The 23,029-nt window shown below is 38.0% G+C and carries 22 protein-coding genes; 17 read left to right on the top strand and 5 right to left on the bottom strand.

Translation table 11 applies throughout. The features are described from left to right. Positions 1 to 1,047 (top strand): hypothetical protein, encoded by a 1,047-nt coding sequence (locus tag BUB03_RS15655; protein WP_073064854.1) that lies wholly within the window; start codon positions 1 to 3, stop codon positions 1,045 to 1,047. On the opposite strand, the gene BUB03_RS15650 is transcribed toward BUB03_RS15655, so the two are convergent. The 5 genes from BUB03_RS15650 to BUB03_RS15630 all read right to left on the bottom strand — a co-directional run bounded on the left by BUB03_RS15650 (position 1,040) and on the right by BUB03_RS15630 (position 8,212). Further along, positions 1,040 to 2,518, bottom strand: coding sequence for a lipopolysaccharide biosynthesis protein (locus BUB03_RS15650; RefSeq protein ID WP_073064852.1), 1,479 nt, complete (start codon positions 2,516 to 2,518; stop codon positions 1,040 to 1,042). The two genes, BUB03_RS15655 and BUB03_RS15650, sit on opposite strands and share 8 nt — an antisense overlap. Before the next feature lie 9 nt (positions 2,519 to 2,527). Beyond that, the gene (locus BUB03_RS15645; protein WP_073064850.1) at positions 2,528 to 3,322 is read right to left on the bottom strand and encodes an FkbM family methyltransferase; all 795 of its coding nucleotides are present in this window, start codon (positions 3,320 to 3,322) and stop codon (positions 2,528 to 2,530) included. Between the two features lie 344 nt (positions 3,323 to 3,666). Then, positions 3,667 to 4,494: an N-acetylmuramidase domain-containing protein gene (locus BUB03_RS15640; protein ID WP_073064847.1), complete on the bottom strand. Its 828-nt coding sequence runs from the start codon at positions 4,492 to 4,494 to the stop codon at positions 3,667 to 3,669. A 119-nt stretch (positions 4,495 to 4,613) separates the two neighbouring features. Beyond that, the gene (locus tag BUB03_RS15635; RefSeq protein WP_073064845.1) at positions 4,614 to 6,518 is read right to left on the bottom strand and encodes a hypothetical protein; all 1,905 of its coding nucleotides are present in this window, start codon (positions 6,516 to 6,518) and stop codon (positions 4,614 to 4,616) included. Positions 6,519 to 6,610: 92 nt separating this feature from the next. Then, positions 6,611 to 8,212, bottom strand: a complete 1,602-nt coding sequence (locus tag BUB03_RS15630) for a hypothetical protein (protein WP_139258883.1) — start codon at positions 8,210 to 8,212, stop codon at positions 6,611 to 6,613. A 381-nt stretch (positions 8,213 to 8,593) separates the two neighbouring features. Here BUB03_RS15630 and BUB03_RS15625 point away from each other — a divergent pair, with 381 nt between their 5' ends. The 16 genes from BUB03_RS15625 to BUB03_RS15550 all read left to right on the top strand — a co-directional run bounded on the left by BUB03_RS15625 (position 8,594) and on the right by BUB03_RS15550 (position 23,028). Further along, positions 8,594 to 9,433, top strand: a complete 840-nt coding sequence (locus tag BUB03_RS15625; protein WP_073064841.1) for a hypothetical protein — start codon at positions 8,594 to 8,596, stop codon at positions 9,431 to 9,433. A gap of 166 nt (positions 9,434 to 9,599) precedes the next feature. Further along, positions 9,600 to 10,373 carry a ParA family protein gene (locus BUB03_RS15620; RefSeq protein ID WP_040995517.1) on the top strand — a complete coding sequence of 258 codons (774 nt, stop codon included), beginning with the start codon at positions 9,600 to 9,602 and terminating at the stop codon, positions 10,371 to 10,373. Between the two features lie 70 nt (positions 10,374 to 10,443). Further along, the gene (locus BUB03_RS15615; protein ID WP_040995519.1) at positions 10,444 to 11,334 is read left to right on the top strand and encodes a ParB/RepB/Spo0J family partition protein; all 891 of its coding nucleotides are present in this window, start codon (positions 10,444 to 10,446) and stop codon (positions 11,332 to 11,334) included. Next, the gene (locus BUB03_RS15610; protein WP_073064838.1) at positions 11,334 to 11,993 is read left to right on the top strand and encodes a DUF5683 domain-containing protein; all 660 of its coding nucleotides are present in this window, start codon (positions 11,334 to 11,336) and stop codon (positions 11,991 to 11,993) included. The genes BUB03_RS15615 and BUB03_RS15610 overlap by 1 nt, the downstream gene beginning before the upstream one ends. A 58-nt stretch (positions 11,994 to 12,051) precedes the next feature. Then, positions 12,052 to 12,753 carry a 4-hydroxy-tetrahydrodipicolinate reductase gene (gene dapB / locus BUB03_RS15605; protein ID WP_040995523.1) on the top strand — a complete coding sequence of 234 codons (702 nt, stop codon included), beginning with the start codon at positions 12,052 to 12,054 and terminating at the stop codon, positions 12,751 to 12,753. A gap of 131 nt (positions 12,754 to 12,884) precedes the next feature. Next, entirely contained in the window at positions 12,885 to 14,525 is a 1,641-nt protein-coding gene (gene lepB / locus BUB03_RS15600; RefSeq protein WP_073064835.1) for a signal peptidase I, read from the top strand. Further along, entirely contained in the window at positions 14,525 to 15,199 is a 675-nt protein-coding gene (gene lepB, locus BUB03_RS15595; RefSeq protein ID WP_073064833.1) for a signal peptidase I, read from the top strand. The genes lepB (BUB03_RS15600) and lepB (BUB03_RS15595) overlap by 1 nt, the downstream gene beginning before the upstream one ends. Positions 15,200 to 15,204: 5 nt before the next feature. Then, positions 15,205 to 15,819 carry a WbqC family protein gene (locus tag BUB03_RS15590; protein WP_073064830.1) on the top strand — a complete coding sequence of 205 codons (615 nt, stop codon included), beginning with the start codon at positions 15,205 to 15,207 and terminating at the stop codon, positions 15,817 to 15,819. 75 nt (positions 15,820 to 15,894) lie between these two features. Continuing rightward, positions 15,895 to 17,580 carry a S8 family serine peptidase gene (locus tag BUB03_RS15585; protein WP_073064827.1) on the top strand — a complete coding sequence of 562 codons (1,686 nt, stop codon included), beginning with the start codon at positions 15,895 to 15,897 and terminating at the stop codon, positions 17,578 to 17,580. 125 nt (positions 17,581 to 17,705) lie between these two features. After that, positions 17,706 to 18,197, top strand: a complete 492-nt coding sequence (locus tag BUB03_RS15580) for a lipocalin family protein (RefSeq protein WP_040995527.1) — start codon at positions 17,706 to 17,708, stop codon at positions 18,195 to 18,197. 26 nt (positions 18,198 to 18,223) lie between these two features. Beyond that, positions 18,224 to 18,913, top strand: coding sequence for a YiaD family glycine zipper/OmpA-like lipoprotein (locus tag BUB03_RS15575; RefSeq protein ID WP_040995529.1), 690 nt, complete (start codon positions 18,224 to 18,226; stop codon positions 18,911 to 18,913). 106 nt (positions 18,914 to 19,019) lie between these two features. Beyond that, complete coding sequence (locus BUB03_RS15570; protein ID WP_073064824.1) at positions 19,020 to 19,907, top strand: decaprenyl-phosphate phosphoribosyltransferase; 888 nt, start codon at positions 19,020 to 19,022, stop codon at positions 19,905 to 19,907. Further along, positions 19,904 to 21,223 (top strand): FAD-binding oxidoreductase, encoded by a 1,320-nt coding sequence (locus BUB03_RS15565; protein ID WP_073064822.1) that lies wholly within the window; start codon positions 19,904 to 19,906, stop codon positions 21,221 to 21,223. Before BUB03_RS15570 ends, BUB03_RS15565 begins: the two co-directional genes overlap by 4 nt. Next, positions 21,223 to 21,948, top strand: coding sequence for an SDR family NAD(P)-dependent oxidoreductase (locus BUB03_RS15560; protein WP_040995535.1), 726 nt, complete (start codon positions 21,223 to 21,225; stop codon positions 21,946 to 21,948). Before BUB03_RS15565 ends, BUB03_RS15560 begins: the two co-directional genes overlap by 1 nt. 4 nt (positions 21,949 to 21,952) lie before the next feature. Further along, positions 21,953 to 22,540, top strand: a complete 588-nt coding sequence (locus BUB03_RS15555; protein ID WP_040995537.1) for an HAD-IB family hydrolase — start codon at positions 21,953 to 21,955, stop codon at positions 22,538 to 22,540. Positions 22,541 to 22,563: 23 nt separating this feature from the next. Further along, positions 22,564 to 23,028: a hypothetical protein gene (locus tag BUB03_RS15550; RefSeq protein ID WP_073064820.1), complete on the top strand. Its 465-nt coding sequence runs from the start codon at positions 22,564 to 22,566 to the stop codon at positions 23,026 to 23,028. Position 23,029 lies beyond the last annotated feature (1 nt).

Below are 23,029 nucleotides of genomic sequence, written 5' to 3'. Positions count from 1 at the left end.
TTGAAAAAAATCGCCTACATAGAAATAGATACCCATGCCGAAATTGCACAGGCTTTCATGGATATTATGAAGGATTCTTCAGAATTCAGTGTAGATTATTATTTTTCGAAGAAGATAAAGGATCTGGTTCAGGAAAATGGGGAAACGGTGTTTTTATCGGATAGTTCTATGCTCCTGGAACAACTGAAGTTAAAGAAATATGACCTGATTATTATCGGAACGGTTCACCGGTATTTCAATACTTTTCATGCTGTCGTTCAGAAATATAAGTCATCTGTCATTGTTCACAATATCAATTTTTCAAAATCTTCAAAGGGAGCCTTGATGAAGAGTGTTTTTAAAGGCGATGTGATCTACAGATTAAAACTTTGGTGGAAAGAAGGATTGTTTTACAGTTCCAAAGTCTATAGGAATGCCCAAAAACTATGGGTGCTGGATGAAGAGATTTCATCAGAAAAATATCAGTTTTTGCCTCTGTTTTACAATAAATATTTTGAAAACCGGTCTAAAGACAGCCTTACCGTCGTTATTCCGGGAGGTGTTTCTCAGAAAAGGAGGGATTATCATCACGTTTTTAAAGCAATTGAGCATTTAAAAACAGAAGAAAAATGCGAATTCATATTCCTTGGAAAAGCTAAAGATAATGAGCTGAAACAGCTTGAAAGATTAGCTAAGAAACTTCCTGAAAATGTTTCCATCCAGTATTTTTCAGACAGGGTTTCGAATGATGATTTTGAAAAAGGGATGCAGATAGCAGATGTGCTGTGGTGCCCGATTCAGCAGAAAACAGAATTTTTCAGCAGGGAAGAAATTTATGGCCTTACAAAAATGACCGGAAACTTCGGAGATGCTGTGAAATATGGGAAGGCAGCCGTTTTTCCCAAAGATTATCCCTCAAAGTCAGAATTTATTATTCCTGAGAAAGAAGATATCCTTGAGCAGTTTAAAGCGCTTAAAAACACCCGTTTTGACTTCCAGAAAGACTACGGCAGGAAGTCAGTCCTCAAAAGGCTGGAAGACGCTCTTTCTGATGTTATTTCTATTTAAACTTAAAGATACTTTTAATAAACTTTACATTCAGGTAATCCTCGAGCGGGAATACTTTTGTGAAATGATTCCCAATATAGATCAGTATCAGGACCACAGCAGGTTTATACACCAGGTTGATAAAATTACTGTTGAAATTAGGCAGTACGATAGCTACTGTTATCGCTAAAGTACAGATAATAGATACAAAAATCATTTCAATCGTCAATGGAGAAACTTTAAAGACAAAGTAATTGAAAGCAATCTTGATCACATTATAAGTGGTGAGTGAAATCGCTGTGGATAAAGCAATTCCTATCAGTTTAAGATCCGTATTTTTAATGAAGTAATAATTCAGGCAGATGGTAAGCCCGGCCAGGAGAAGCATGATCAGGATATTAAACCTGTAATATTTGGAAAGCGAAATAATATTTCCGTTAAATCCGGTCGCCAGGTCAATAAGAACTGCAGATCCCCAGATCCATACAACAGGCTCATATTCTCTTAGCATGGTCCCGTTTTTAGGCATAAACTGAGTCAGATAAGGAAACCCGACCATGATGCATGAAAATAATACGGCTCCTAAAAAATATAGAGATAAAGAAGTCTTCTTGTGAAACCTGTCAAGTTCCTCCATATCACCGTCGGCCAGTGTTTTATTAATGATAGGGGCGGAAATATTGAACAACCCCAGCTGCGGAATAGAAATCAGAGAAATCAGAGCATAAAGAACCGAGTAAATTCCCACTTCCTCCATTCCCAGAAACTCGCCGATCATGAAGCTGTTAATGGCTAAATAATTTCCGAAAGTTCCCAGAAATCCAAAAAAGCTGTAATTGAAAAACTCTTTCCAGAAACCATCCTTTTTGAAATAATCCGTATTGAAATCAAGTTCTATCCTTTCAAGTTTATTCGTATAGTAAATGTATCCGAAAAGCATTAAAGCAAACATCCCGAAAAAGAAAGCAAACGCAATCTCCTGGGAAAGTAAAAAATAAGCAAAAAGGCAGAATGCCCCCAGGTTGGCTATTTTAGGAAAAAGATTGTCAAAGATATTGGAAACTACAATCCTCTTGTAATTGGAGGTATATTTATTAAAAATAGCACAGAAAGAAAGGATAAGGATCAGCGGGAGAATCATTTCCTTTAATTTCCACGCCTCAGAATACCTGAATTTAGGGAAAATATAGGGGAGTATAAAAAATACGCCCATAAAAATGATGAAATTAATGAAGACCGTAAGTAAAGACAGCGACAGCATGTTCTGCTTCTTGCCGTCCTTTTCCACTTTATGGAAAAACTTCACATTGGAATAGGAGATCCCCAGCACTACGGCAGGGACCAGCATTTCGGCAGTAGGAAGGATATACCGCAGCTTGCCATAAAATTCAAAATTGTATGGAAAAATAAAAATGGCGGATATGGTACCCAGCAGAAAACCAATATAACCTATGATGGAATATTTGAAGCCCTGTCTCGCTACTACACTCATACTGTTCTTTTAATGGTTTTTTGGCGTAAAAATAATATTGTTTATATAGCTGGTCTTGTTTTTTTCATCGTTGGTGTTATGTACTAAGATCTCTTCCGTCAGGAGTTCCAGCTTAAAACTGTCGCGGTTAAGATATTTTGCTTCGTAGCCCCAGCTTTTAACTTCAGAAATGTCTTTCCAGATAGGACTTTCATGATGTCTCTGCTCCATTTCGACCATCAGTGTCGGAAGGAACCTTCTGATGATATTCTGGGCTCCGGATAAAGTCTTCATTTCATTGCCTTCCACATCTATTTTGATAAAATCCAGCCGGTCAAAATGTTCTATAGCAGCCCACTCGTCCAGCTTGATCACTTTTACTTTTTCCGTATAGCTTCTCTCTTCGCCTTTTTCTTTATAAGACGTATTTAAAGTTCCGCGGGAAGCAATCAGTTTGCCATTAATGATCGGGACCTTAAATTCAGCGGTCGTGTTTTCGTCAGATAGAGCCAGGGGAAGTATCCTCATTCTCGGGAAAAGTCTTTTCAGCCGGCGGTAAAGCTTCTTATTAGGTTCAAAACCATAAATATGCTCATGGTTCAGCTTTTGCTCCAACTGATAAAGAAAAGTTCCCACATTAGCTCCTATATCAAGTATTACAGCATTTTTGGGAAGGTATTCCTTAATCCATACCAATTCCGGTTCTACATTACGTGCCGAAAAATTATCCTTAGTAAGATTGTTTAAATTCTTAAAATACCTTTTTTTGTAAAAACTCGGACTTATATATTGTAGTTTTTCTGCAATTTTTTGATATAAAGACATTCTTGGGTATTTGACGAAAAGCAAAGATAAACAAAAATGTTAAACTAATGTTAAAAAATAATAAATATAACCGTTTGATTATCAATATATAACTTTTGAATGCTGTTTTTAAGAAAAACCGAATTCCGGCATATTGATATGATGGTTACCATACGGAAGAGTTCTCCCTGAAGCCAATATAAACGGGAAAAGATTTGTCGGTCCGGAATTCCCCTCCTTTGGAGGGGTGGCAAAAATTCAAAGAATTTTTGACGGAGTGGTTTTATAGGCGTACAAAAATCCCACAAACTACACAGAATTCTCTCAAATCCATGCTGTCTGTGGGAATTGTAAAAACAACTTGTTTAGTTTTGCGAGTATTTTGCATAAGCCTTCGCCAGCTTTTCATCGTATTTATTTTCCTTATAGCCAGCGCCGTTATAAAGTCTGGCAAAGCCCGCCCAGTTCTTGCTTCTCAGATGAACCAGACAGCCGTTTTTCTCCAGGAATTTTCCAAATGCCTTTAAATGTTCGGCTTCATTCAGTTCCATTTTCGAAACAAACTCATCTACATCAGCATATCCTAAGCTTTTGGCATGATAACCCATGATCTGGAAACTTCCCCATGAGGCAGAAGACAGTGCTGCTTCTTTGAATTCAGGATTGGTATCCAGGCTGATGGCTTCATTAAGCCTGTCGTATTCTTTCACACCACCTTCATAGTATGCCCTGGTCCATTTCGGGTAAAGAACGTTCCGGCTTTCCGAATTGTAGTAAGAATTGGGATCAATCCCTCTTTTTTTAAGCTCATTCCAGAAAACATGACCTTCGAACAATATTTTAGGTTTATTATTGATCAAAAATCCCTTTCCGCTGCTTTCAATTTCATTAACTGCTTTTACTGCTGCCAATTCAAGGCTGTATTCATCCGCGAATTGCACAAGATCTGCTTCCTGCAGGAATTTTTGAGTCTGGCTTTCCGGTCTTTCATCCTTTTCAAGAAGAACAGCCCAGGTTTTTACCCCTACAATTCCATCTACGACCAAAGAATTTTTTCGTTGAAAATCTTTCACGGCTGCATCCACTTCCTGAGTGAACGAATCTGTAATTTTAAGGTCATATCCCAGCTTGTAAAGGATCTCGCATAATGTAAGCACTTCCGGTGCTTTGGTGTAATATTTTAAAAGTTTCATGACGATAGTTTTATAAATGATGAATGATATTTTTAATAAAGTACGATGAGTATTTATCTGGCATTTGAGCCTAATATCTGAGGTCTTACTCTTGGTTCTTGGTTCTTTTCTCTTATCAATTACTGATTAACCGGTATCTGCGGCATTCTCTCACAGATCATTCCGATCAGGAAAAATGATTTGAATTTCACTTCTTCCCTCTGGAGTTTGTATTCCAGATTAAGAGGCATGGCACTGTTAACACTGAAATTCTGATTTAAGACCGCATAATCATCAATTCTCAGCTCAATGCTGTATTCTCCAATTGGGATTGCCTGACTGACAATGCCTGCTTCATTGCTTTCAATCTCAAAAATCCTGTTATTGTTAGTTCCCTTAATGGAAATAGCACATTTATAGACAGGTTCGTTATTGATCTTATCAGAGATCCGGAACTGTACAACAGCATCTGTAGGTGGCTGCGGAACAGGGACTGGAATTGGTGTGGGAACGGGAGTAGGTACAGGGGTTGGAGTAGGAGTGGGAATAGTCGGAAACTTCGGACCCCATGATCCCCACGGTGTTTTAATAGGGTTGGCAGGCTGAGGAGCAGGCTGTACCGGGCTGGCTCCGTGTGGCACTAGATTCAGTGGGCTTAAATTCTTAATATTATTCAGAATATTTCCCATATTCGTTTTTCCGGCAAATGATGCATTGGCTGCAGTCTTTATATTTTCTGCCGGTTCAGGCTCAAGTGCTGTTCTGGCTGAAAAGTTATTGATGATATTTGCTTTTTGGGTCTCTGCAATAACTGTTTTTTTGGCTAAGTAATTCAGTTGGTCGGATTTGATCGTTTTTACATTGGTGATGGCTTTCAGGAACTTCTGGTTATTGTTTTTATTCACAAAAACCTGTTGCTTCATGACCATGGGCCCGAAATAAATCAGCTGTTCGGTATTGCTCACATTGGCGCTGTTGATGGAAGGATCCAGGATTACTTTCAGGTTTTTAATCAGGATCATTGTTTTCGGGAACGCAGGAAGTTTGAAATCGTTGGAAATGGTCTGCCCGTCCGATATTTTTTTAGGTTCTTTCCATTCAAAATAATCAGACAGCATAAAATTTTTATTGAACCAGTTTCTTTTGAGATGAACAAATGAATAATCCATTTCCACGGCCTGGATCATGCTTTCGTTATAATCTATCGATAAAATCTCTGAAGGAATGTTTTCATTGCTGTTTTTTGCCTCGGAGTGAAGTCCTTCGAGTTCGGATTTTTCAATGCGCATGCTGTTCCAGCCTGATTCATTTTCCATGAAATCATACGGAATAAAATTGATGTCGTGAATGGAAGAATTGCTTACCACGTCAGTTTTTTCTGCGGCTTCAAAAGTCTGTTTTGCATTTTGTGCCATGGCGAGATACAGGTCGGCATCGGAAGATTTATTGATCCTTGCCAGTTCTTTTTCAATATTATCCTTGCTGCCTTTCACCTTCCATTCAGAAAAGGCCAGTTCTTTCAGATTATTTAAAGTGATCAGCCGGTCGTTCCAGTTGCTTTTTTCCTCATCAGTTTCAAGGCTGTCGAACAGAAGCAGGTGATCTGTCACTTTATTCACGGCATCTTCGTGCAGTATTCTGTATTTTTTATAAGCTTTGAACTCCTTGGTGTCGCTGTTTTTGGCATCAAAAAGGATCGTGCTTTTGGTTTCAAGGACTTTATCAAGATTTTCTTCCAGGTCCTTCAGGTTATTTTTATCCAGGATATCCCTGTAAATATCAAACAGGGAATTATTGGGATTCAAATCCCAGAAGTTAGGCGAAATAGGAACTGAATTCAGCTCATACGCAACATTTTGCTTTTTAATGATCGAAAGGGCTTTCTTCTGCTCATCGTTCAGTAAGCTCTGGGGCTTCAGAAGCTCCAGTTCCTCATTGTCGTAGATGCGCAGGGAAGGGCAGATCATAGGAAGGTCATTTTCCATTGAGCTTTGGGACATATAAATGTTCTTCAGCTTCTGGTAGACGGCTACAAAATATTTCATGGTTATTGTTTTTAGTTTAGGTGAATAACCGGCAGAAAAGTCTTCCACCGGTTATTCTATTGAGAAGGATATAAGTAATCTAAGTTATCTGCCTATGATTTTCCGTCTGCCCACTTTTTAATTTCAGGGTTCGGGTTCGGAGACTTAGGTACGATGTGGCACTTGTAACCGATGATGTAAATTCCTTTTGAAACCAGCTTTTTACCGTCCCACTCGTAGCTGGATTTTACATTCTGATTATCGTAGCTGTAGTTTCCGCCGATGACGAAAGGTCCTATTCCTACGGCACCTCCTGCGGATACGGAATTTTTAACATCTGTATAAGCAGAGCTGCTGTCCTTGAAGTCCAGGGAAACGTCTTTGGCAATAATCAGTTCTGTGATGATGGATGGCATTAATCCTTTTCCGTTTCCATCGCTGATCATGTCACCGTTCAGTGTCTGTGGAGATTGCTCATGAAGCTTCCAGTATTTAGATTCTATAAACTGCTGGTTGAACCAGCCTCTTTCTACTTTTACCTTTCCGATTTTGAAAGAGATATTCATACTGGAATAATCAGAGTTGATCTGGGTTTTCTCATTTTTTCCTCCTCCTTTTGCTCCGATAGAGAATAGCCCCATGCTGAAACCTCCTGCGGCACTCCAGTTATGAATGGTTTTAGAATAATCGTAATTCGATTTTCCCTGTGATATGGAGATTTCCGGCCACCCTTTTGATTCTCTTAATGCATTGGCTGCTACCGGAATACATGGGGAATAGTTGGTGTAATCTAAAATTCTTGTTCTCTGGCTGTTTCTGAACTCTGCCTGGATTCTTTTCTTGATCACCAGCATATGCTTTTCTTCAATCTCGCTCAGGTAATTCTGAATTCTTTCTACAGCTTCTTTATAACCCAAAGATTGCCAAGCCTTTAAAGCAGCATCTTCACGCTTCTTCATATTTTTTCCGTCAATGGATATTTTGGCCATTGCATCGGTATCCCCATTGTCCGCAGCAGTTCGGATTTCATTATTGGCATCCACAATATCGTAATACTTCATCTGGTACTCTACATATTTTGCATAAGTAGGTGCTACAAACGTATGGATCAGTTCCGGCTTGTTTAGATCATCTACCGGAGCATTTTCATCAAAATCAGGATTTTTTACCTTTTTTATTTTGAATAATTTGTCTCTCAGGGAGTCCAGTTTCTTTTCTACTTTCTTATCGAAATCTGTGTCCACTACTACAGACCACTGCAAAAGATCCTCATATACTTTAGAAACCCTTTTTTCGGAATCGGTCATAATGGTAATGGCTCTTCCTTTTCCGTCTTCAGTAAGCGGCGGCAAATGAGAAGGTACTGAATCTACCATGGCGGCAAATTGTTCCATCTGAAGATATTTTTTGAATTTGCTGTTGGATAGGGCAGTCTGGTAGGCTTCCATGTCTATTTTAGGATTTCCGTTGGCATCCAGGATAGGTTTTCCTGTTCCGTCCAGCATGGGTTTTGGCGAAGGGGCATCACCGAACAATCCGTTCAGTGCATAATCGAAAGTGTCTTCCGATAATGTAATCCCTACCGGATCAAATGCTATAAAATCATTAGTTCCCAGGTACTCAGGATTTCCCCCGTTGGTTAATGTGTCATAAACCTGCTTTAAAAGCATGCTCATTAATGAAGTTGATTTTGCTTCTTGTGTTAAAGTTGGCATAATTATAAGTTTTTTTTAGTTGCTTACTCTTTATGGTTTTCAGCATCCCCGATTTTCTATGGTACAAATGTATTCTGGTTTTTAAATTAATTCATCAGTGATTTTCCTGTTTTTGGGTGGGGTTTTCACTGTTTTTAATTTTATGGTGCGTATTTTACAATTTAAAACTGATTTTTTGAGAATAATAAAATGAAATATAGTTTCCTTTTAAATATTTCTGCCTGATTAGAATGTTAAAGTTTTTATTTTCTTATAATATTTTTTAAAATATTGTTGTTTTGATAAAATTCTGGCAAATATTTTGATATCGAAACAATACTTATCGATAAGAACACAAAAACTAATAATCACTGATTTTAACAGTTTAAATATTTAATAGTGATGAAACACCTAAATCAAAACCAGGAATTTCGCTTCAACGAAGTTCTTTTTGAGCACCGTAACAAAGAATATGGTGCCTATGTATTAAGAAATGAATCAGATAAAATACTGACCAAAGCCCTTTTTGTAGGGGTTAGTTTATTGGCCGCTATTTCTATAACGCCTTTTGTGATTTCAGCATTTAGAAGCGAGCCTTCTGTACATGTGCCTAAGGACGGACCTCCATTAGTAATGAAATTAAAAAAAGTTGACCAGATAGAGAAGCCTCCTGTAGTAATTGTAAAGCCGATTCAGCCCGTTACACCTCCACATACGAAACAGGTTGATACTTCTGTCCCAACACCTGTCAAGGATGCGATAGAACCGATTAAGCAAACTAAACCTAAGGATGCCACACCAGGTCTAATAGACGACTTTAAAGGAGATCCGGTAAAACATGAAACATATCTTCCGCCGGCTCCGACAATAGTAAGCGGCCCGGTAACTACTGTTCCAACAACACCCACTGTTGATAAAAGTAAAATTGTCAGTGGGGGAGATTTGGCTGTAGAAGCTGCTTATGAAGGAGGAATTAACTCTTTCAGAAACAAAGTGATGAATAATTTTGACGGTTCAGGTTTTGATGGAGAAACCGGCGTGATGAAAACAACGGTTACTTTCGTAGTTGAAATAGACGGAACTATTTCCGGACTAAAAGCAAATGGAGGAAGTGCGGAGTTTAATAATGAAGCAATCAGAACGATCAAGAATATTAAAGGGAAATGGAAACCAGGCTTAAACAAACAAGGTGAAGCCGTAAGAAGTTATTTCAAATTTCCGATCACCATGAACTTTGAATAATTGGGTTTAAAACCAATCTTAAATAGTTATCCACAAAGAATTTTTTTTGTGGATAATTTTTTTAATCGTTAAACCGTTTATTAACAATACTTTAACTCAATTTTGGATTTCGCTACTCATCGGGAGCAAAGAAAAAAGTGTATTTTTGAAACCTAAAGTTCTAATAATGGCAAAAATCATAGGTATCGCTAATCAAAAAGGAGGAGTAGGAAAAACTACCACGGCTGTAAACCTTGCAGCTGCATTGGGGGTATTGGAAAAAAGAATATTGATCATTGATGCTGATCCTCAGGCTAATGCAACCTCAGGTTTGGGGGTGGAAGATGTTCAGTACTCTACATATAATCTTCTGGAGCACAGTGCAGATACAAGAACATGTATCAAAAGAACCGCCAGCCCTAATCTGGATATCATTCCGTCTCATATTGACCTGGTAGCAGCGGAAATTGAGCTCGTGGACAAAGAAAACCGTGAGTATATGCTGAAAAAAGCATTGGCAGAAGTGAGAAATGATTATGATTATATCATTATAGACTGTGCACCGAGTTTAGGACTTATTACGGTGAATGCCCTTACTGCAGCAGATTCTGTGATTATCCCGATTCAATGTGAATATTTTGCACTGGAAGGACTTGGTAAGCTTTTGAATACCATTAAAAATGTACAGAAGATCCACAATAAAGATCTTGGTATAGAAGGTCTGCTTCTTACCATGTATGACAGCAGGTTAAGATTATCCAACCAGGTGGTGGAAGAAGTGAACTCTCACTTCCCTGACATGGTTTTTGAAACCATCATCAGCAGAAACGTAAGGTTGAGCGAAGCACCTAGCTTCGGGGAAAGTATCCTGAATTACGATGCAGAAAGCAAAGGAGCAATTCAGTATATCCAGCTGGCTGAAGAGGTTTTATTGAAAAACGAAAATTTAGTAAAAAATTAATTTAATAATAAATGCACTCATAAGTGAATGAGCACCATCACTTATCAATCATCATTTATCAATTATATATATGAAGGACAAAAAAAGAGCTATGGGACGTGGTTTGGGCGCCATCTTGAGTGCTGAATCCAAAGCGAGTGTCAACTCCGCTACTGATGAAGGAGCAGACAAATTTGTAGGAAATATCGTAGAGGTAGCCCTTGAAGATATTTATCCGAATCCCACCCAGCCGAGAACTTATTTTGACGAAAAAGCGTTAAACGAACTTGCCCTGTCAATTAAAAACCTTGGGGTAATCCAGCCGATTACTTTAAGGAAAGACGGTGAGAAATTCGAAATCATATCAGGGGAAAGACGTTACCGTGCCAGTAAAATTGCAGGTCTTCCTACAGTTCCTGCTTATATCCGTTTAGTAAACGACCAGGAGCTTCTGGAAATGGCTCTTGTTGAAAATATTCAGAGAGAAGATCTTGATGCTATTGAGATTGCCCTGACGTATCAGAGACTTTTGGACGAGATCGGTCTTACCCAGGAAAACCTGAGCCAGAGAGTAGGAAAGGACAGAAGTACCATTACCAATTCCATCAGGCTCCTGAGATTGAATCCTGATATTCAGAATGCCATCAGGAGCGGTGAAATTTCTGCAGGACACGGACGAGCCATCATCAGTCTTGAAAATGAAGAACACCAGCAGACCTTATTCGATCTGATCATCAAAGAAAAACTCAATGTACGTCAGGCCGAGCAGGCTGCTACAGCATTGAAGAATCCTAAATCACCGGCAGCAAAAAAAGTGAAAACTGAGCTTTCCAACAATTATAAGAGAGCACAGAAAACGATTGCTGATATTTTAGATGTAAAAGTAGAAATCAAAACCTCCGGAAACGGAAAAAAAGGTAAAATTCTCCTGGACTTCAAAAATGAAGAAGAACTGGAGTATATTTTATCCCACATTAAATAATGAATAAATTATTTTTCACATTCTTTTTATGCATTTTTGCTTTCACTTATTCGCAGGTTACTCCCGGCGATACGATTCGTGTAGAGCCTCTTCCAAAGGATAGTGCCGTAGTTGCTAAACCAGTAAAGTCTACAGCAAAACCTGTAAAAACGGAAGCTAAGATTGTTGAAGATCTTGAAAATGCAAACGGACCTACGAGGAAAACCATCAAGCTCAATCCTACAAGAGCCGGGCTGTACTCTGCTGTACTTCCTGGTCTGGGACAGTATTACAACAAAAAATACATCAAAATTCCTATTGTATGGGGAGCTGTAGGAGCCGGTATCGGGTATACAATCTGGAGTAACAACCAATACAAAAAATACCGTGAATATTATATTGCAAAACTTAACGGAACTCCTAATGAATTTGTAGACAGTCATCCCTGGCTGGATAAAAAAGCTTTCGGAAACGCGCAGGACAGATACAAAAGACAAAGAGATTACGCCATTGCCATCACGGGTCTCATCTACATTCTGAACATTGTAGATGCTGTAGTAGACGCCCATCTTTACGAAAGCCGCCATGATCCGGATCTCAGCTTCAATCCTACAGTAATCCAGGATCAGTACGGATTTTCTACCCCTAAAACAGGTTTAAGTTTAAGTTACAGATTTTAAAACAGAATAATACATATCATATGAACTGAAAAGTTCATGGATTTAAATAAAATATCATATGAGAATAGCATTAGTTGGATACGGTAAAATGGGGAAGATTATTGATGAAATTGCACAGAAGAGAGGACACGAGATAGTAGCCCGCCTGAAAGAAACGCCAACAGCCGAAAACCTTAATAATGCTGATGTAGCAATCGAGTTCTCACTTCCGGAAGCTGCATATGATAATATCAAAGCATGCCTTGAAAACAAAATTCCGGTAATCTGCGGAACCACAGGATGGCTGGAGAAAAAAGAAGAGGTTGAAAAAATGGCTGTGGACCATAACAGTGCATTCTTATACGGCTCAAATTTCAGTCTGGGTGTCAATTTATTTTTTGCACTGAACGAAAAAGTAGCCGAAATCATGAAAAATGTGGATGAATATTCCTGCCAGCTGGAAGAAATTCATCACATACACAAAAAAGACGCTCCAAGCGGAACCGCAATTTCTATTGCTGAAGGCATTATCAAAAATAACCCTAAATTTAACGCCTGGAAACTGGAAGAAACCAAGGGAAATGAGCTTGGAATCTTTGCTATCCGTGAAGATGAAGTTCCGGGTACCCACAGCGTTTATTATAAAAGCGAAGTAGACGAAATTGAACTAAAACATACGGCATTCAACAGAAACGGATTTGCCCTCGGAGCTGTAGTCGCGGCAGAGTGGATCAAAGACAAAAAAGGAAACTTCACAATGAAGGATGTTTTGGGGCTTTAATTTGTAACAAATTCTTTAAATTGCAGACCAATAAAAGAAAATGATGAATAGTAAATTATAAATAGCAGAAAGCTGTAATCATTTATTACTCATCATTTATCATTTATATATTAGAATAGGCACAAAAAACTATGAATTATTTTTTAACTTATACAGTATATGTTCTCATTTTGTCTTTACTGATGGGGATTTCCACTTGGAAGCTGTTCAAAAAAATGGGGTACAGTCCCTTATTTGCATTTATACCTTTCTATAATTACTTCATTATATTAAAGGAAACAAAACATCCGAAATGGTGGGCTATTTTGTCTTACCTTCCGATAGTAGGACCTATCATGATGTCTGTTTTCCATATTTATTTAATGAAGAAATTCGGAAAAAATCTTTTCCAGAACCAGCTTCTTACAGTGATCCTGCCATTTATTTACATGGCTACAGTGAACTATTCCAAAGATGTGGAAATAGAAGATGAGAATGCTGATGATCTGTTTATGACAGACGAAGAAAAGAATTCAAAAAAGAAAGATACATTCATCGGGTCTATTACTTTTGCGGTTGTATTTGCAACCATCATCCACGTTTTTGTAACGCAGCCTTTCGGGATTCCTACAGGATCTATGGAAAGAACACTTCTTGTAGGTGACTTCCTTTTCGTGAACAAATGGAGCTATGGATACAGAATGCCAATGCGCCCTGTAGCCATACCTTTCCTTCAGGGAACTATTATGGATACCGGCCAGAAAGGTAATCCAAAAGATGATCCCAAATCCTATGTAGATGGTATCAAACTTCCTTATACAAGAATTTTCCAGTTCAATAAACCTCAGAAAAATGATGTGGTGGTTTTCAACTATCCTCAGGATTCTGTACATACAGCAATCGACAGGAAAGATCCTTACGTTAAAAGATGTGTAGCTGTTGCCGGTGATACCTTTGAAATGAAAGCCGGAAGACTTTTCGTTAATGGAAAACCAGAAACAGTATTAGGTGATCAGGAAGTACAGCACAGATATATCGTTAATACCGGAAGTCAGCTGGATATTCCTGCATTATACAATACTTACGGATTCTTACCTGTACAGGAGATTCAGGGCGAAAAAGGATATATTTATGCCTTCCAGGGGCTGACAGATAAAACCGCTCAGGAAATCAAACAGCTTCCCCAGGTAATTGACATGAAGGAAGATGTTACGGCAAAAGGTGAAGCAGCAGTATATTATAAAGACGAAGCAAAAACAAAAATAGATACTACACAGTCTATTTTCCCGATCAACAAACCTTGGAATCAGGATTGGTACGGACCTTTGAAAATTCCTAAAAAAGGAGATGTTGTAACACTTAATCAGGAAACTTTACCGGAATACAGATGGATTATTTCAGAATATGAACATAACAGTCTGGAAAACAAAAACGGGAAAATTTTCATCAATGGTAAAGAAGCCACCCAATATACCATCAAACAGGATTACTATATGATGGTAGGGGATAACAGAGACGCTTCATTGGATGCAAGGTTCTTTGGTTTCGTTCCGGAAGAGAATATCGTAGGGAAACCAATGTTTACTTGGATGAGTCTTCAGGGAGCATTCAAGGACAGCAGCTCTTCTTATCAGGCTCCGTTCAAGATCCGTTGGGAGAGAATGTTCAAAGCAACCAATACAGGTGAAGCCAATAAAACTTCATACTGGTGGATCGCTGCCATGATCCTTATATTATTCTTCGGTTGGGATTATTTCGTAAAACTATTTAGAAAGAAAAATACAGAGGAATAGTGTTTAAAAATAAAATATTTAATGGTATACTTCTTACGGGAAGTGTCATTGTAAGCCTTTTCATTATTGCAAAACTCTCAGGGGTTTTGCAATATGCTTTTGTACCCCAAGCGGGAGGCGAGCCTACAATTAAAAAAAGATCATTTGTTGTAATCACAAATATCCTTCCTAAAGAAAAAAATAAGCTACTGGTTTATTATCAGAATAAAGGATACGAAAAAGGAATGTACATACAGCGTCTTGTGGGTGTTTACAATGATAAAATTCATATTAAAAATGGTGAGTTGTATGTTAATGATATTTTAGTGGACAAAAAATTCAATTTGAAGCATACCTACAAAATAGATCGGGCTTTTGTCAATGATCTAATGTTGAAAGGCTTTTCAGAAAATGACTTTTTTGCAATTGATGAAAATCATTTTATTGCTAACTTAAGTGACAGTGAACTTAATAGTAATTTTTCTTATGAAAGATTTATCAATACTAATTTTGATCGCGATATTTTTAAAATGTATGGTAAAAACTGGACTGCAGATAATTTTGGTCCTATAATTATTCCAAAAGGGAAAGTTTTTTTTCTTGGGGATAATCGTAATGCCAGCTTAGATTCACGATATACAGGATTAATAAATGAAGAAGAAATAAAAGGAAGAGTTATTTATCCAAAAAATTAAAAATTATGCAAAAAATATTATTGCCGGTATTTTATATGCCACCGATTTCATGGTTTTCAGTGTTTTTAAATCCTGAAAATGAGATTATATTTGAACAGTTTGAAAACTTTCCAAAACAGACCTATAGGAACAGAACCAATATCTATGGGGCAAACGGGAAACTTTCCTTAATAATTCCCATCAATCACAACGGGAAAAGAGAAATGAAGGACATTGAAATTTCGTATCGGGAAGACTGGAGAAACCTCCATTGGAAATCCATCAAAACAGCCTATCAGAGTTCCCCTTATTTTGAATATTATGAAGATAAATTCCGGAAGATATATGATCTGAAAGAAAAATTCCTCCTTGATTTCAACCTCAAAGGACTGGAAGTTATTCAGCAGATCCTTAAAACAGAAAAGGCACAGTCTTTGAATGAAGAATATATCAAAAATCCTGAAAGTATTAATTTCAGAGAGAAATTTTCGGCTAAACTTCCTTCCGAATTTCAGATGGAAGAATATTACCAGACCTTCTCCGATAAACTGGGATTTTTGGAAGATTTGTCGGTTTTGGATCTTATTTGTAACAAAGGCCCCGAATCTCTGACTTATATTAAAAGTATTAAACAATTATAATATGGATTGCCATCAAGCGGAAAATATCCCAATCAAGTGGCATTACATACGACCTTAAAAAATAAGTATCAACATATGAAAAAGATATTATTAGCTGCTGTTTTTCTGGCAGGTTTTAGTTTCTCTTACGCTCAGGAATCTCAAGCGAAGAGCATTGATCCTAAAGAAGATAAAGATCTTATGACTTGGTATCATAAAGATTTTTCTACCTCTAAAGTATACGGAGTAAATACGGCGAATGCCTATAAATATTTAGAATCCAAAGGCCTTAAGCCAAAAACTGTAGTAGTAGGGGTTCTGGATAGTGGTGTTCAGGTAGATCACCCGGGTCTTGTGAAAAATATCTGGTCAAATCCCAATGAAGTTCCCGGAAACGGAAAAGATGATGACGGAAACGGATATATCGACGATATACACGGCTGGAACTTTATCGGCGGGAAAAACGGTGATATTGATATCGACAATATGGAGGTAACAAGAGTTGTTGCCAAATATAAACCTGTTTTCGAAGGCGATGACTCTGCAAAAAACAAAGCAAATCAGGCGAAAATGCCGGAAGAATTTGCAATGTACATGAAGTCTAAAGACCTTTTTGCCAAAAAAAGTGTTGAAGCTAAACAAGCTTTGCAGACTTATACCATGATCAACAGTATCATCCCGAATATGGTAAAACTATTGGGTGGTAAGCCTGTTACGGCAGAAACTATTGGAGCTATTAAAACTCCGACAGATCAGAAAGATGCTATTGCCCTTCAGGTTCTTGGACAGGTTTCCCAAAGTCCTGAATTCAAAGGGAAATCTTCAGCAGATTTTGAAAAACTGATGAAAGAACAGATGAAGGAGGCTATAGACCACTACGAGCCACAGTCTAAACAATATGATCTGAGCTATGATCCGAGAAAAGAAATCGTAGGCGATAACTATGATGATTACTCCGAGAAAAACTACGGAAACAATGATTATGAAGGACCTGATGCAGAGCATGGGACACACGTTGCGGGAATCATTGCCGGTCTTCCTCAGGGAAAAGAAATACAGTACGGGGTAGCTTCCAAAGTAGCTAAAATAATGTCTGTAAGAACCGTTCCAAACGGGGATGAAAGAGATAAAGACGTTGCCAACGCCATCAGATATGCAGTTGATAACGGTGCTAAAGTATTAAACATGAGCTTTGGAAAACCGGTTTCTCCTGGTAAAAATGTAGTATGGGATGCTTTCAAATATGCTGAAGACAAAGGAGTTCTTTTGGTAAAAGCAGCCGGTAACGAAAATGAAGATGTGGCTGAGCACCTTGCTTACCCTACCAACTTTAAAAATGCAACAGATGAAAAACCATTTGTAAACAACGTATTGGTTGTAGGAGCAAGTACCAACAGAAATAACGAGCTTAGAGCAAGTTTCTCCAACTACAACAAGAAAATGGTAAACGTTTTTGCACCAGGTGAAGAAATCTATTCTACAGTGCCTAAAAATGAATACAAATACCTTCAGGGAACTTCTATGGCATCGCCGGTAGTAGCTGGAGCGGCAGCTGTGCTATTAGCTTACATGCCTAATCTGAAGCCTTACCAGATCATTGAAGCACTTGTGAAAAGCAGTAATCCGAATGCTGAGAATAAATTTTCAGACTATTCTCAGGCGGGAGGAGTGATCGATCTTCAGAAAGCTGCAGAATATGCTTATACCAACTTTTATGATGGTGGTAAATCATCAAGCAAAACTAAGCCTGCGAAATCCGTAAAAAAGGCTGTTAAAAAATAATATATCTCCCTGTATATAAGGAGAAAGCATTTAAAGTCCGAAATTTTCGGACTTTTTTTATTTTTATTATTCAATTTGGCACGGTTTTTTGTAACTTTATAAATAACAAAATAATAAACAACAAAATGAAAAAGTTACTACTTGCAGGGATGATCGGAACATCACTTTTTGCAGTGTCTTGTTCCTCAGTGAAAAAAGCAGAAACATCACAAAACCAGAGAGCTGAATACCTGAAACTAAAAGGTGACTGGCAAATTGTAAGCGTAGATTATGAAAAAGGGTTTAAGATCAAGCCTTTTGATGAAGGAGCAGATGCTCAGTGTTTTGTAGGAAGTCATTGGAGATTAATTCCAAATAACTACACCGGTGCCTATACTTTGAACGGAGGTGGAGCTTGTCCAAGCCTTACACAGCCAATTAAATTTGAAGTAAAAGACGGCAATACTTTCCTGTTTAAAAAAATCGCTGCGGGAACAAAAGCTAAGCAAAATACTGTAGGATACTCTTTAACGATCACTAATCAGTCTACAGACCAGTTTTCACTTGTACAGAACGTTCCTTTCGACGGAAGCACAGTGCAGGTTGTTTATAACTTCCAGAGAACAGGAATGAAATAATTTATCAATACATAAAGATTAAAAAAATGAAATTTACTAAAACATATATAGGAGCTCTTTTCTTATCGTCAGCATTATTATTAACCAGCTGTGAAGCTGTTCAGAATTCTAACCACCAGCAGAGAGGTACAGCAGTAGGTGTTGCATCAGGAGCTGTAATCGGAGGTATTTTGGGTAATAATGTAGGTAAAGGTAAAAATGCAGCTTTAGGGGCAGTGCTTGGAGGTATTATCGGTGGTGTTGCAGGTAATGTGATCGGTAACAAAATGGATAAGCAGGCTAAAGAGATCAAAGAAACTCTACCGGGAGCTGAAGTAGAAAGAGTAGGAGACGGTATTAAGATTACGATGAACGAAAGCATTGTGAACTTCGCTTTTGACTCTTCAAATCTTACTTCTACCGCTCAGGCTAACCTTGATAAGCTGGCCAAAGTACTTGCTGATAACCCGGATACCAATATCAATATCTATGGTCACACAGACAGCAAAGGTACAGATGCTTACAACCTGTCTCTTTCACAAAGAAGAGCAGATGCTGTAAAAGCTTATCTTTCAGGAAAAGGAATTGCATCCAGCAGAATGATTACTAAAGGAGAAGGAGAAGCTATGCCAGTGGCTAGCAATGATACAGAAGAAGGAAGAGCTAAAAACAGAAGAGTGGAATTTGCCATCACTGCTAATGAGAAAATGATTAACGATGCTCAGCAAGGGCAGTAATTAATTTTATATAAATATTTTCGTAAAAGACCGCTTCGGCGGTTTTTTTTGTATTTTTATGGGTGTAAATTTTGAATTCCCTATTTTTGTAACCGAAATAGCATAAATGAAGAAATATCTTAAACTCCTCCGTGTGGAGCAATGGGTGAAAAACCTGTTTGTTTTTGTCCCCTTGTTCTTTTCCGGAAACATTACAAATTTAGACCTACTTACCAAAAGCATTTTTGCTTTTATTATTTTTTCCCTTGCAGCAAGTGTGGTGTATATCCTGAATGATTATAATGATATAGAGGCAGACAGAAAACACCCTGAAAAAAGAAGACGGCCTCTTGCAAGCGGAGCGATTTCAAAATCCAAAGCCATAGGGATTCTTACGGGGCTTGTTATAATTGATGTTGCACTGGTATTCCTTGCCCGGCTTTATTTTCATGAGCCTTTATGGAAGTTTGCTACCGTTATCGGGCTTTATATTGTAATGAATCTGGCTTATACCTTTAAACTTAAACATGTACCGATTATTGATATTTTTATCATTGCCTTAGGTTTTGTGTTCAGGGTTTTGGCCGGAGGTTACATCACAAAAATTGAGATTTCACAATGGGCAATCTTACTTACTTTTGTGCTGGCCCTTGTTTTAGCTATCGGAAAAAGAAGGGGTGAGCTTATCAATGCCCAGGTTTCCGGTAAAACCAGAAAAGCGCTGGATGGGTATAATGTACAGTTTGCAGATATTGCCTTGTCTATTTCAGTTACATTAGCTATTGTCTGTTATCTGATGTTTACCCTTTCTCCGGAAGTTCAGGCAAGATTCCATGAAAGAGTTTTCTATACGGTAATCTTTGTGGTTTTTGCATTCTTAAGATACCTGCAGCAGACATTAGTATACAACAGAACGGAATCTCCCACTAAAATTGTGTACAGAGACCGATATATTCAGATTACTTTAGTGCTTTGGGTAGCCGCATTTTTAATCCAGATTTATTTTAAAAAATGAAGCCGAATTTCATACAGAAAGTTACCAACTGGGGCAATTTCCCGGTGGTAGAAAAAGAAATGAGATCTGAGGACAGCTTCAAAAAAATAAAAGAATTTGTACTCAGTCATAACGAAATTATTGCAAGAGGGAATGGAAGATGCTATGGTGATGCTTCCCTGGGGGAGACTATATTTTCTACCAAAAAACTGAATAAATTTATCAGTTTCGACCGTCTCAACGGGATTATTGAATGCGAATCCGGTGTTCTGCTTTCAGATGTACTTGAAATCTCGGTTCCGCAAGGGTATTTTCTGTATGTAACGCCCGGGACCAAATTTATTTCGGTAGGAGGTGCCATTGCCTCAGATGTCCACGGTAAAAATCATCATGCAGAAGGCTGTTTTTCCGAATATGTCACAGAATTTAAACTGATGACAGAAGACGGAAACATCATTACCTGTTCCAGAGAGGAAAATTCAGATAAATTCTGGGCAACCATTGGAGGAATGGGACTTACCGGAATTATCCTTACTGTTAAATTTAAACTTAAAAATATACAATCCGCCTACATCCGTCAGGAAAGCATAAAAGCAGAGAATCTGGATGAAATCTTCAGGCTCTTTGAAGAAAGCGAAAACTGGACGTATACTGTCGCGTGGATCGACTGTCTTCAGAAAGGTAAAAATCTGGGGAGAAGTATTTTAATGAGAGGTGAACACGCCTTTCAGCATGAGCTTCCGCAAAATCTTGCCAGACAGCCGCTAAGACTGAAAAAAAAGCTGCAGCCTACAGTTCCTTTTTATTTTCCCGGCTTTGTTTTGAACGCATTGACAGTGAAAATCTTCAACCTGCTGTACTATAAAAAACAGACTAAAAAAGAAGTTAAATCGTTCATTGATTATGAGACCTTTTTCTATCCTCTGGATGCCATCAACGATTGGAATAAGATCTACGGTAAATCAGGATTCATTCAGTATCAGATGGTCATTCCGAAAGAAGCAGGCAAGGAAGGAATGAAGCAGATCCTTGAAACTATTGCGGCAAGCGGAAACGGATCCTTTCTGGCAGTTTTGAAGCTGTTTGGCAAAAACAATCCCGAGGCTTATAATTCATTTCCGTTTGAAGGGTATACGCTCGCCCTGGATTTTAAGGTGAATTCCAAACTGAAAAAACTGGTGGATAAATTGGATGATATCGTACAGCAGTTCGGAGGGAGGATCTACCTTACGAAGGACAGCATGAGCAGGTCTTCACTCACCAATTACCTTAAGAATATTCAAAGTTCAAAATTTGTGTCTTTACAGCACAAAAGAATCATAAACAACAATTCATAATGATAGTTCTGGGAAGTACGTCTGAAGTGGCACAGGCATTTGTGGAAAAAGCCCTGCAGGAAGGCGAAAAATTTGAAAGAATATATCTCTTTACTTCAAATAGGGAAACGACGGAAAGATTCGCAAGACACATTGATGTAAAGTTTCTGCAGCAGTCGGAAGTCATTGAAATTGATCTGATGAAAGAGATTGATTACAATAAATTTGATCATGTCAGTTCAAATGTATTATTTTGTGCTGCAGGATATTTGGGAGATGGTACGGAAGAAGGTCTTTATGACAACAGGAATACAGAAAAGATTATTAATATCAATTATTCAAAACTGGTTCCCGTGATGAACTTTTTTGCACAGAAATTTGAAAGCAGAAGATCAGGAACGATTATCGGGCTTTCATCAGTGGCGGGAGACCGCGGAAGGCAGAGTAACTTTATCTACGGAAGTGCAAAAGCTGCTTTTACAGCTTATCTGAGTGGTCTCCGTAATTATCTTTTTGATAAAAAAGTACATGTTCTTACCGTAAAACCCGGCTTTATGGCCACAAAAATGACGGAAGGACTCCCTTTAAATCCTAAACTGACTGCAACTCCAAAACAGGCGGCAGACTGTATTTATAAAGCTTTTAAAAAGCAGAAAAATGTAGCCTATGTATTGCCGGTCTGGGGCATTATTATGATGATCATCAGGAATATCCCTGAATTTATATTTAAAAAATTAAAGCTTTAGTAAAATGAAAAAATTGTATTGTTTTGATTTTGACGGAACTATTACGTATAAAGATACCATGTTTATGTATCTTAAATTCTATGATTCTACCAAATTCCGGATACAATTTTTAAGACACGTTCCCCTTTTCATCCTGCTGAAGCTAAAGCTTGCCGAAACTGAAAAAGTAAAGAAAAGCTTTATTGGTTCCATCCTGAAAGGCCAAACCCAGGAGAAGATTGAAATGAAATCCAAACAGTTTTTTGAACAGCATTACCCTAAAATCGTAAGAGAAAATGCCCTCGACTTTATAAATAATATCGATAGGAATAATACACAGAGCTTATTGGTGACTGCATCACTGGATATCTGGGTAAAACCTTTTGCCGAAAAACTTCAGATGCAGCTGGTATCCACACGTGCAGAGTTTAAAAATGGTGTTTTTACAGGAAATTTCATTGGCAAAAACTGCAACGGAAAAGAAAAACTTTTAAGAATAAAAGCCGAAATTCACGACTCGAAATACGATAAAATAATTGCTTTCGGAGATACTTCCGGTGACCGCCAGATGCTTAAATGGGCAAATGAAGGACATTACCAATTTTTTCACTAATTTTGGGTGGTAAAAATGTAATAATGAAAAGACTGCTTGTTTTATCTACTGCAATCTTAATGAACTGTACCGCTGCGCCGTCACAAAAAATATCAGACAGGTCTGGAAATGCAGAACTGCTTGTTTCTGAGTCGCAGGGAGGTACAGATGAGGCTGGATTTACAATTATTAAGAATGAAAAGGAATTCCGTAACGCTATTAAAGGCAGTTTCGGTCTTATAGGTTTAAAAAAAGAGCCGTCTGTCAACTATCCGGAATTTCCGCGAAACAAAAAAGTGATTTTGTATCAGATGGGAATTTTCAGATCAGGCAGCCATAGAATTACCAGTATCAAAAATGCTTCCGTGGAAAATAATACCCTTTATGTGGAAGTTCCGGCTGAATCATCGGGCGGGATGGACATTCAGGTGCTTTCTAATCCATGGTTTATTTTTGCCGTTCCTTCAGATTATCAGTTTACCTCAGTAAAATTAAAATATTCCAATTAAA

This window comes from Chryseobacterium oranimense (assembly GCF_900129755.1).
Lineage (GTDB): Bacteria > Bacteroidota > Bacteroidia > Flavobacteriales > Weeksellaceae > Chryseobacterium > Chryseobacterium oranimense.
Note: the sequence above shows the minus strand (reverse complement) of the source record. Positions and strands in the feature narration are given on the sequence as shown.

What these genes read in the sequence shown, in the direction of transcription:
- BUB03_RS15650 (WP_073064852.1), bottom strand. Translation starts at nt 2,518, where the DNA reads ATGAGTGTAGTAGCGAGACAGGGCTTCAAATATTCCATCATAGGTTAT.
- BUB03_RS15645 (WP_073064850.1), bottom strand. Translation starts at nt 3,322, where the DNA reads ATGTCTTTATATCAAAAAATTGCAGAAAAACTACAATATATAAGTCCG.
- BUB03_RS15640 (WP_073064847.1), bottom strand. Translation starts at nt 4,494, where the DNA reads ATGAAACTTTTAAAATATTACACCAAAGCACCGGAAGTGCTTACATTA.
- BUB03_RS15635 (WP_073064845.1), bottom strand. Translation starts at nt 6,518, where the DNA reads ATGAAATATTTTGTAGCCGTCTACCAGAAGCTGAAGAACATTTATATG.
- BUB03_RS15630 (WP_139258883.1), bottom strand. Translation starts at nt 8,212, where the DNA reads ATGCCAACTTTAACACAAGAAGCAAAATCAACTTCATTAATGAGCATG.
- BUB03_RS15625 (WP_073064841.1), top strand. Translation starts at nt 8,594, where the DNA reads ATGAAACACCTAAATCAAAACCAGGAATTTCGCTTCAACGAAGTTCTT.
- BUB03_RS15620 (WP_040995517.1), top strand. Translation starts at nt 9,600, where the DNA reads ATGGCAAAAATCATAGGTATCGCTAATCAAAAAGGAGGAGTAGGAAAA.
- BUB03_RS15615 (WP_040995519.1), top strand. Translation starts at nt 10,444, where the DNA reads ATGAAGGACAAAAAAAGAGCTATGGGACGTGGTTTGGGCGCCATCTTG.
- BUB03_RS15610 (WP_073064838.1), top strand. Translation starts at nt 11,334, where the DNA reads ATGAATAAATTATTTTTCACATTCTTTTTATGCATTTTTGCTTTCACT.
- dapB (WP_040995523.1), top strand. Translation starts at nt 12,052, where the DNA reads ATGAGAATAGCATTAGTTGGATACGGTAAAATGGGGAAGATTATTGAT.
- lepB (WP_073064835.1), top strand. Translation starts at nt 12,885, where the DNA reads ATGAATTATTTTTTAACTTATACAGTATATGTTCTCATTTTGTCTTTA.
- BUB03_RS15590 (WP_073064830.1), top strand. Translation starts at nt 15,205, where the DNA reads ATGCAAAAAATATTATTGCCGGTATTTTATATGCCACCGATTTCATGG.
- BUB03_RS15585 (WP_073064827.1), top strand. Translation starts at nt 15,895, where the DNA reads ATGAAAAAGATATTATTAGCTGCTGTTTTTCTGGCAGGTTTTAGTTTC.
- BUB03_RS15580 (WP_040995527.1), top strand. Translation starts at nt 17,706, where the DNA reads ATGAAAAAGTTACTACTTGCAGGGATGATCGGAACATCACTTTTTGCA.
- BUB03_RS15575 (WP_040995529.1), top strand. Translation starts at nt 18,224, where the DNA reads ATGAAATTTACTAAAACATATATAGGAGCTCTTTTCTTATCGTCAGCA.
- BUB03_RS15570 (WP_073064824.1), top strand. Translation starts at nt 19,020, where the DNA reads ATGAAGAAATATCTTAAACTCCTCCGTGTGGAGCAATGGGTGAAAAAC.
- BUB03_RS15565 (WP_073064822.1), top strand. Translation starts at nt 19,904, where the DNA reads ATGAAGCCGAATTTCATACAGAAAGTTACCAACTGGGGCAATTTCCCG.
- BUB03_RS15560 (WP_040995535.1), top strand. Translation starts at nt 21,223, where the DNA reads ATGATAGTTCTGGGAAGTACGTCTGAAGTGGCACAGGCATTTGTGGAA.
- BUB03_RS15555 (WP_040995537.1), top strand. Translation starts at nt 21,953, where the DNA reads ATGAAAAAATTGTATTGTTTTGATTTTGACGGAACTATTACGTATAAA.
- BUB03_RS15550 (WP_073064820.1), top strand. Translation starts at nt 22,564, where the DNA reads ATGAAAAGACTGCTTGTTTTATCTACTGCAATCTTAATGAACTGTACC.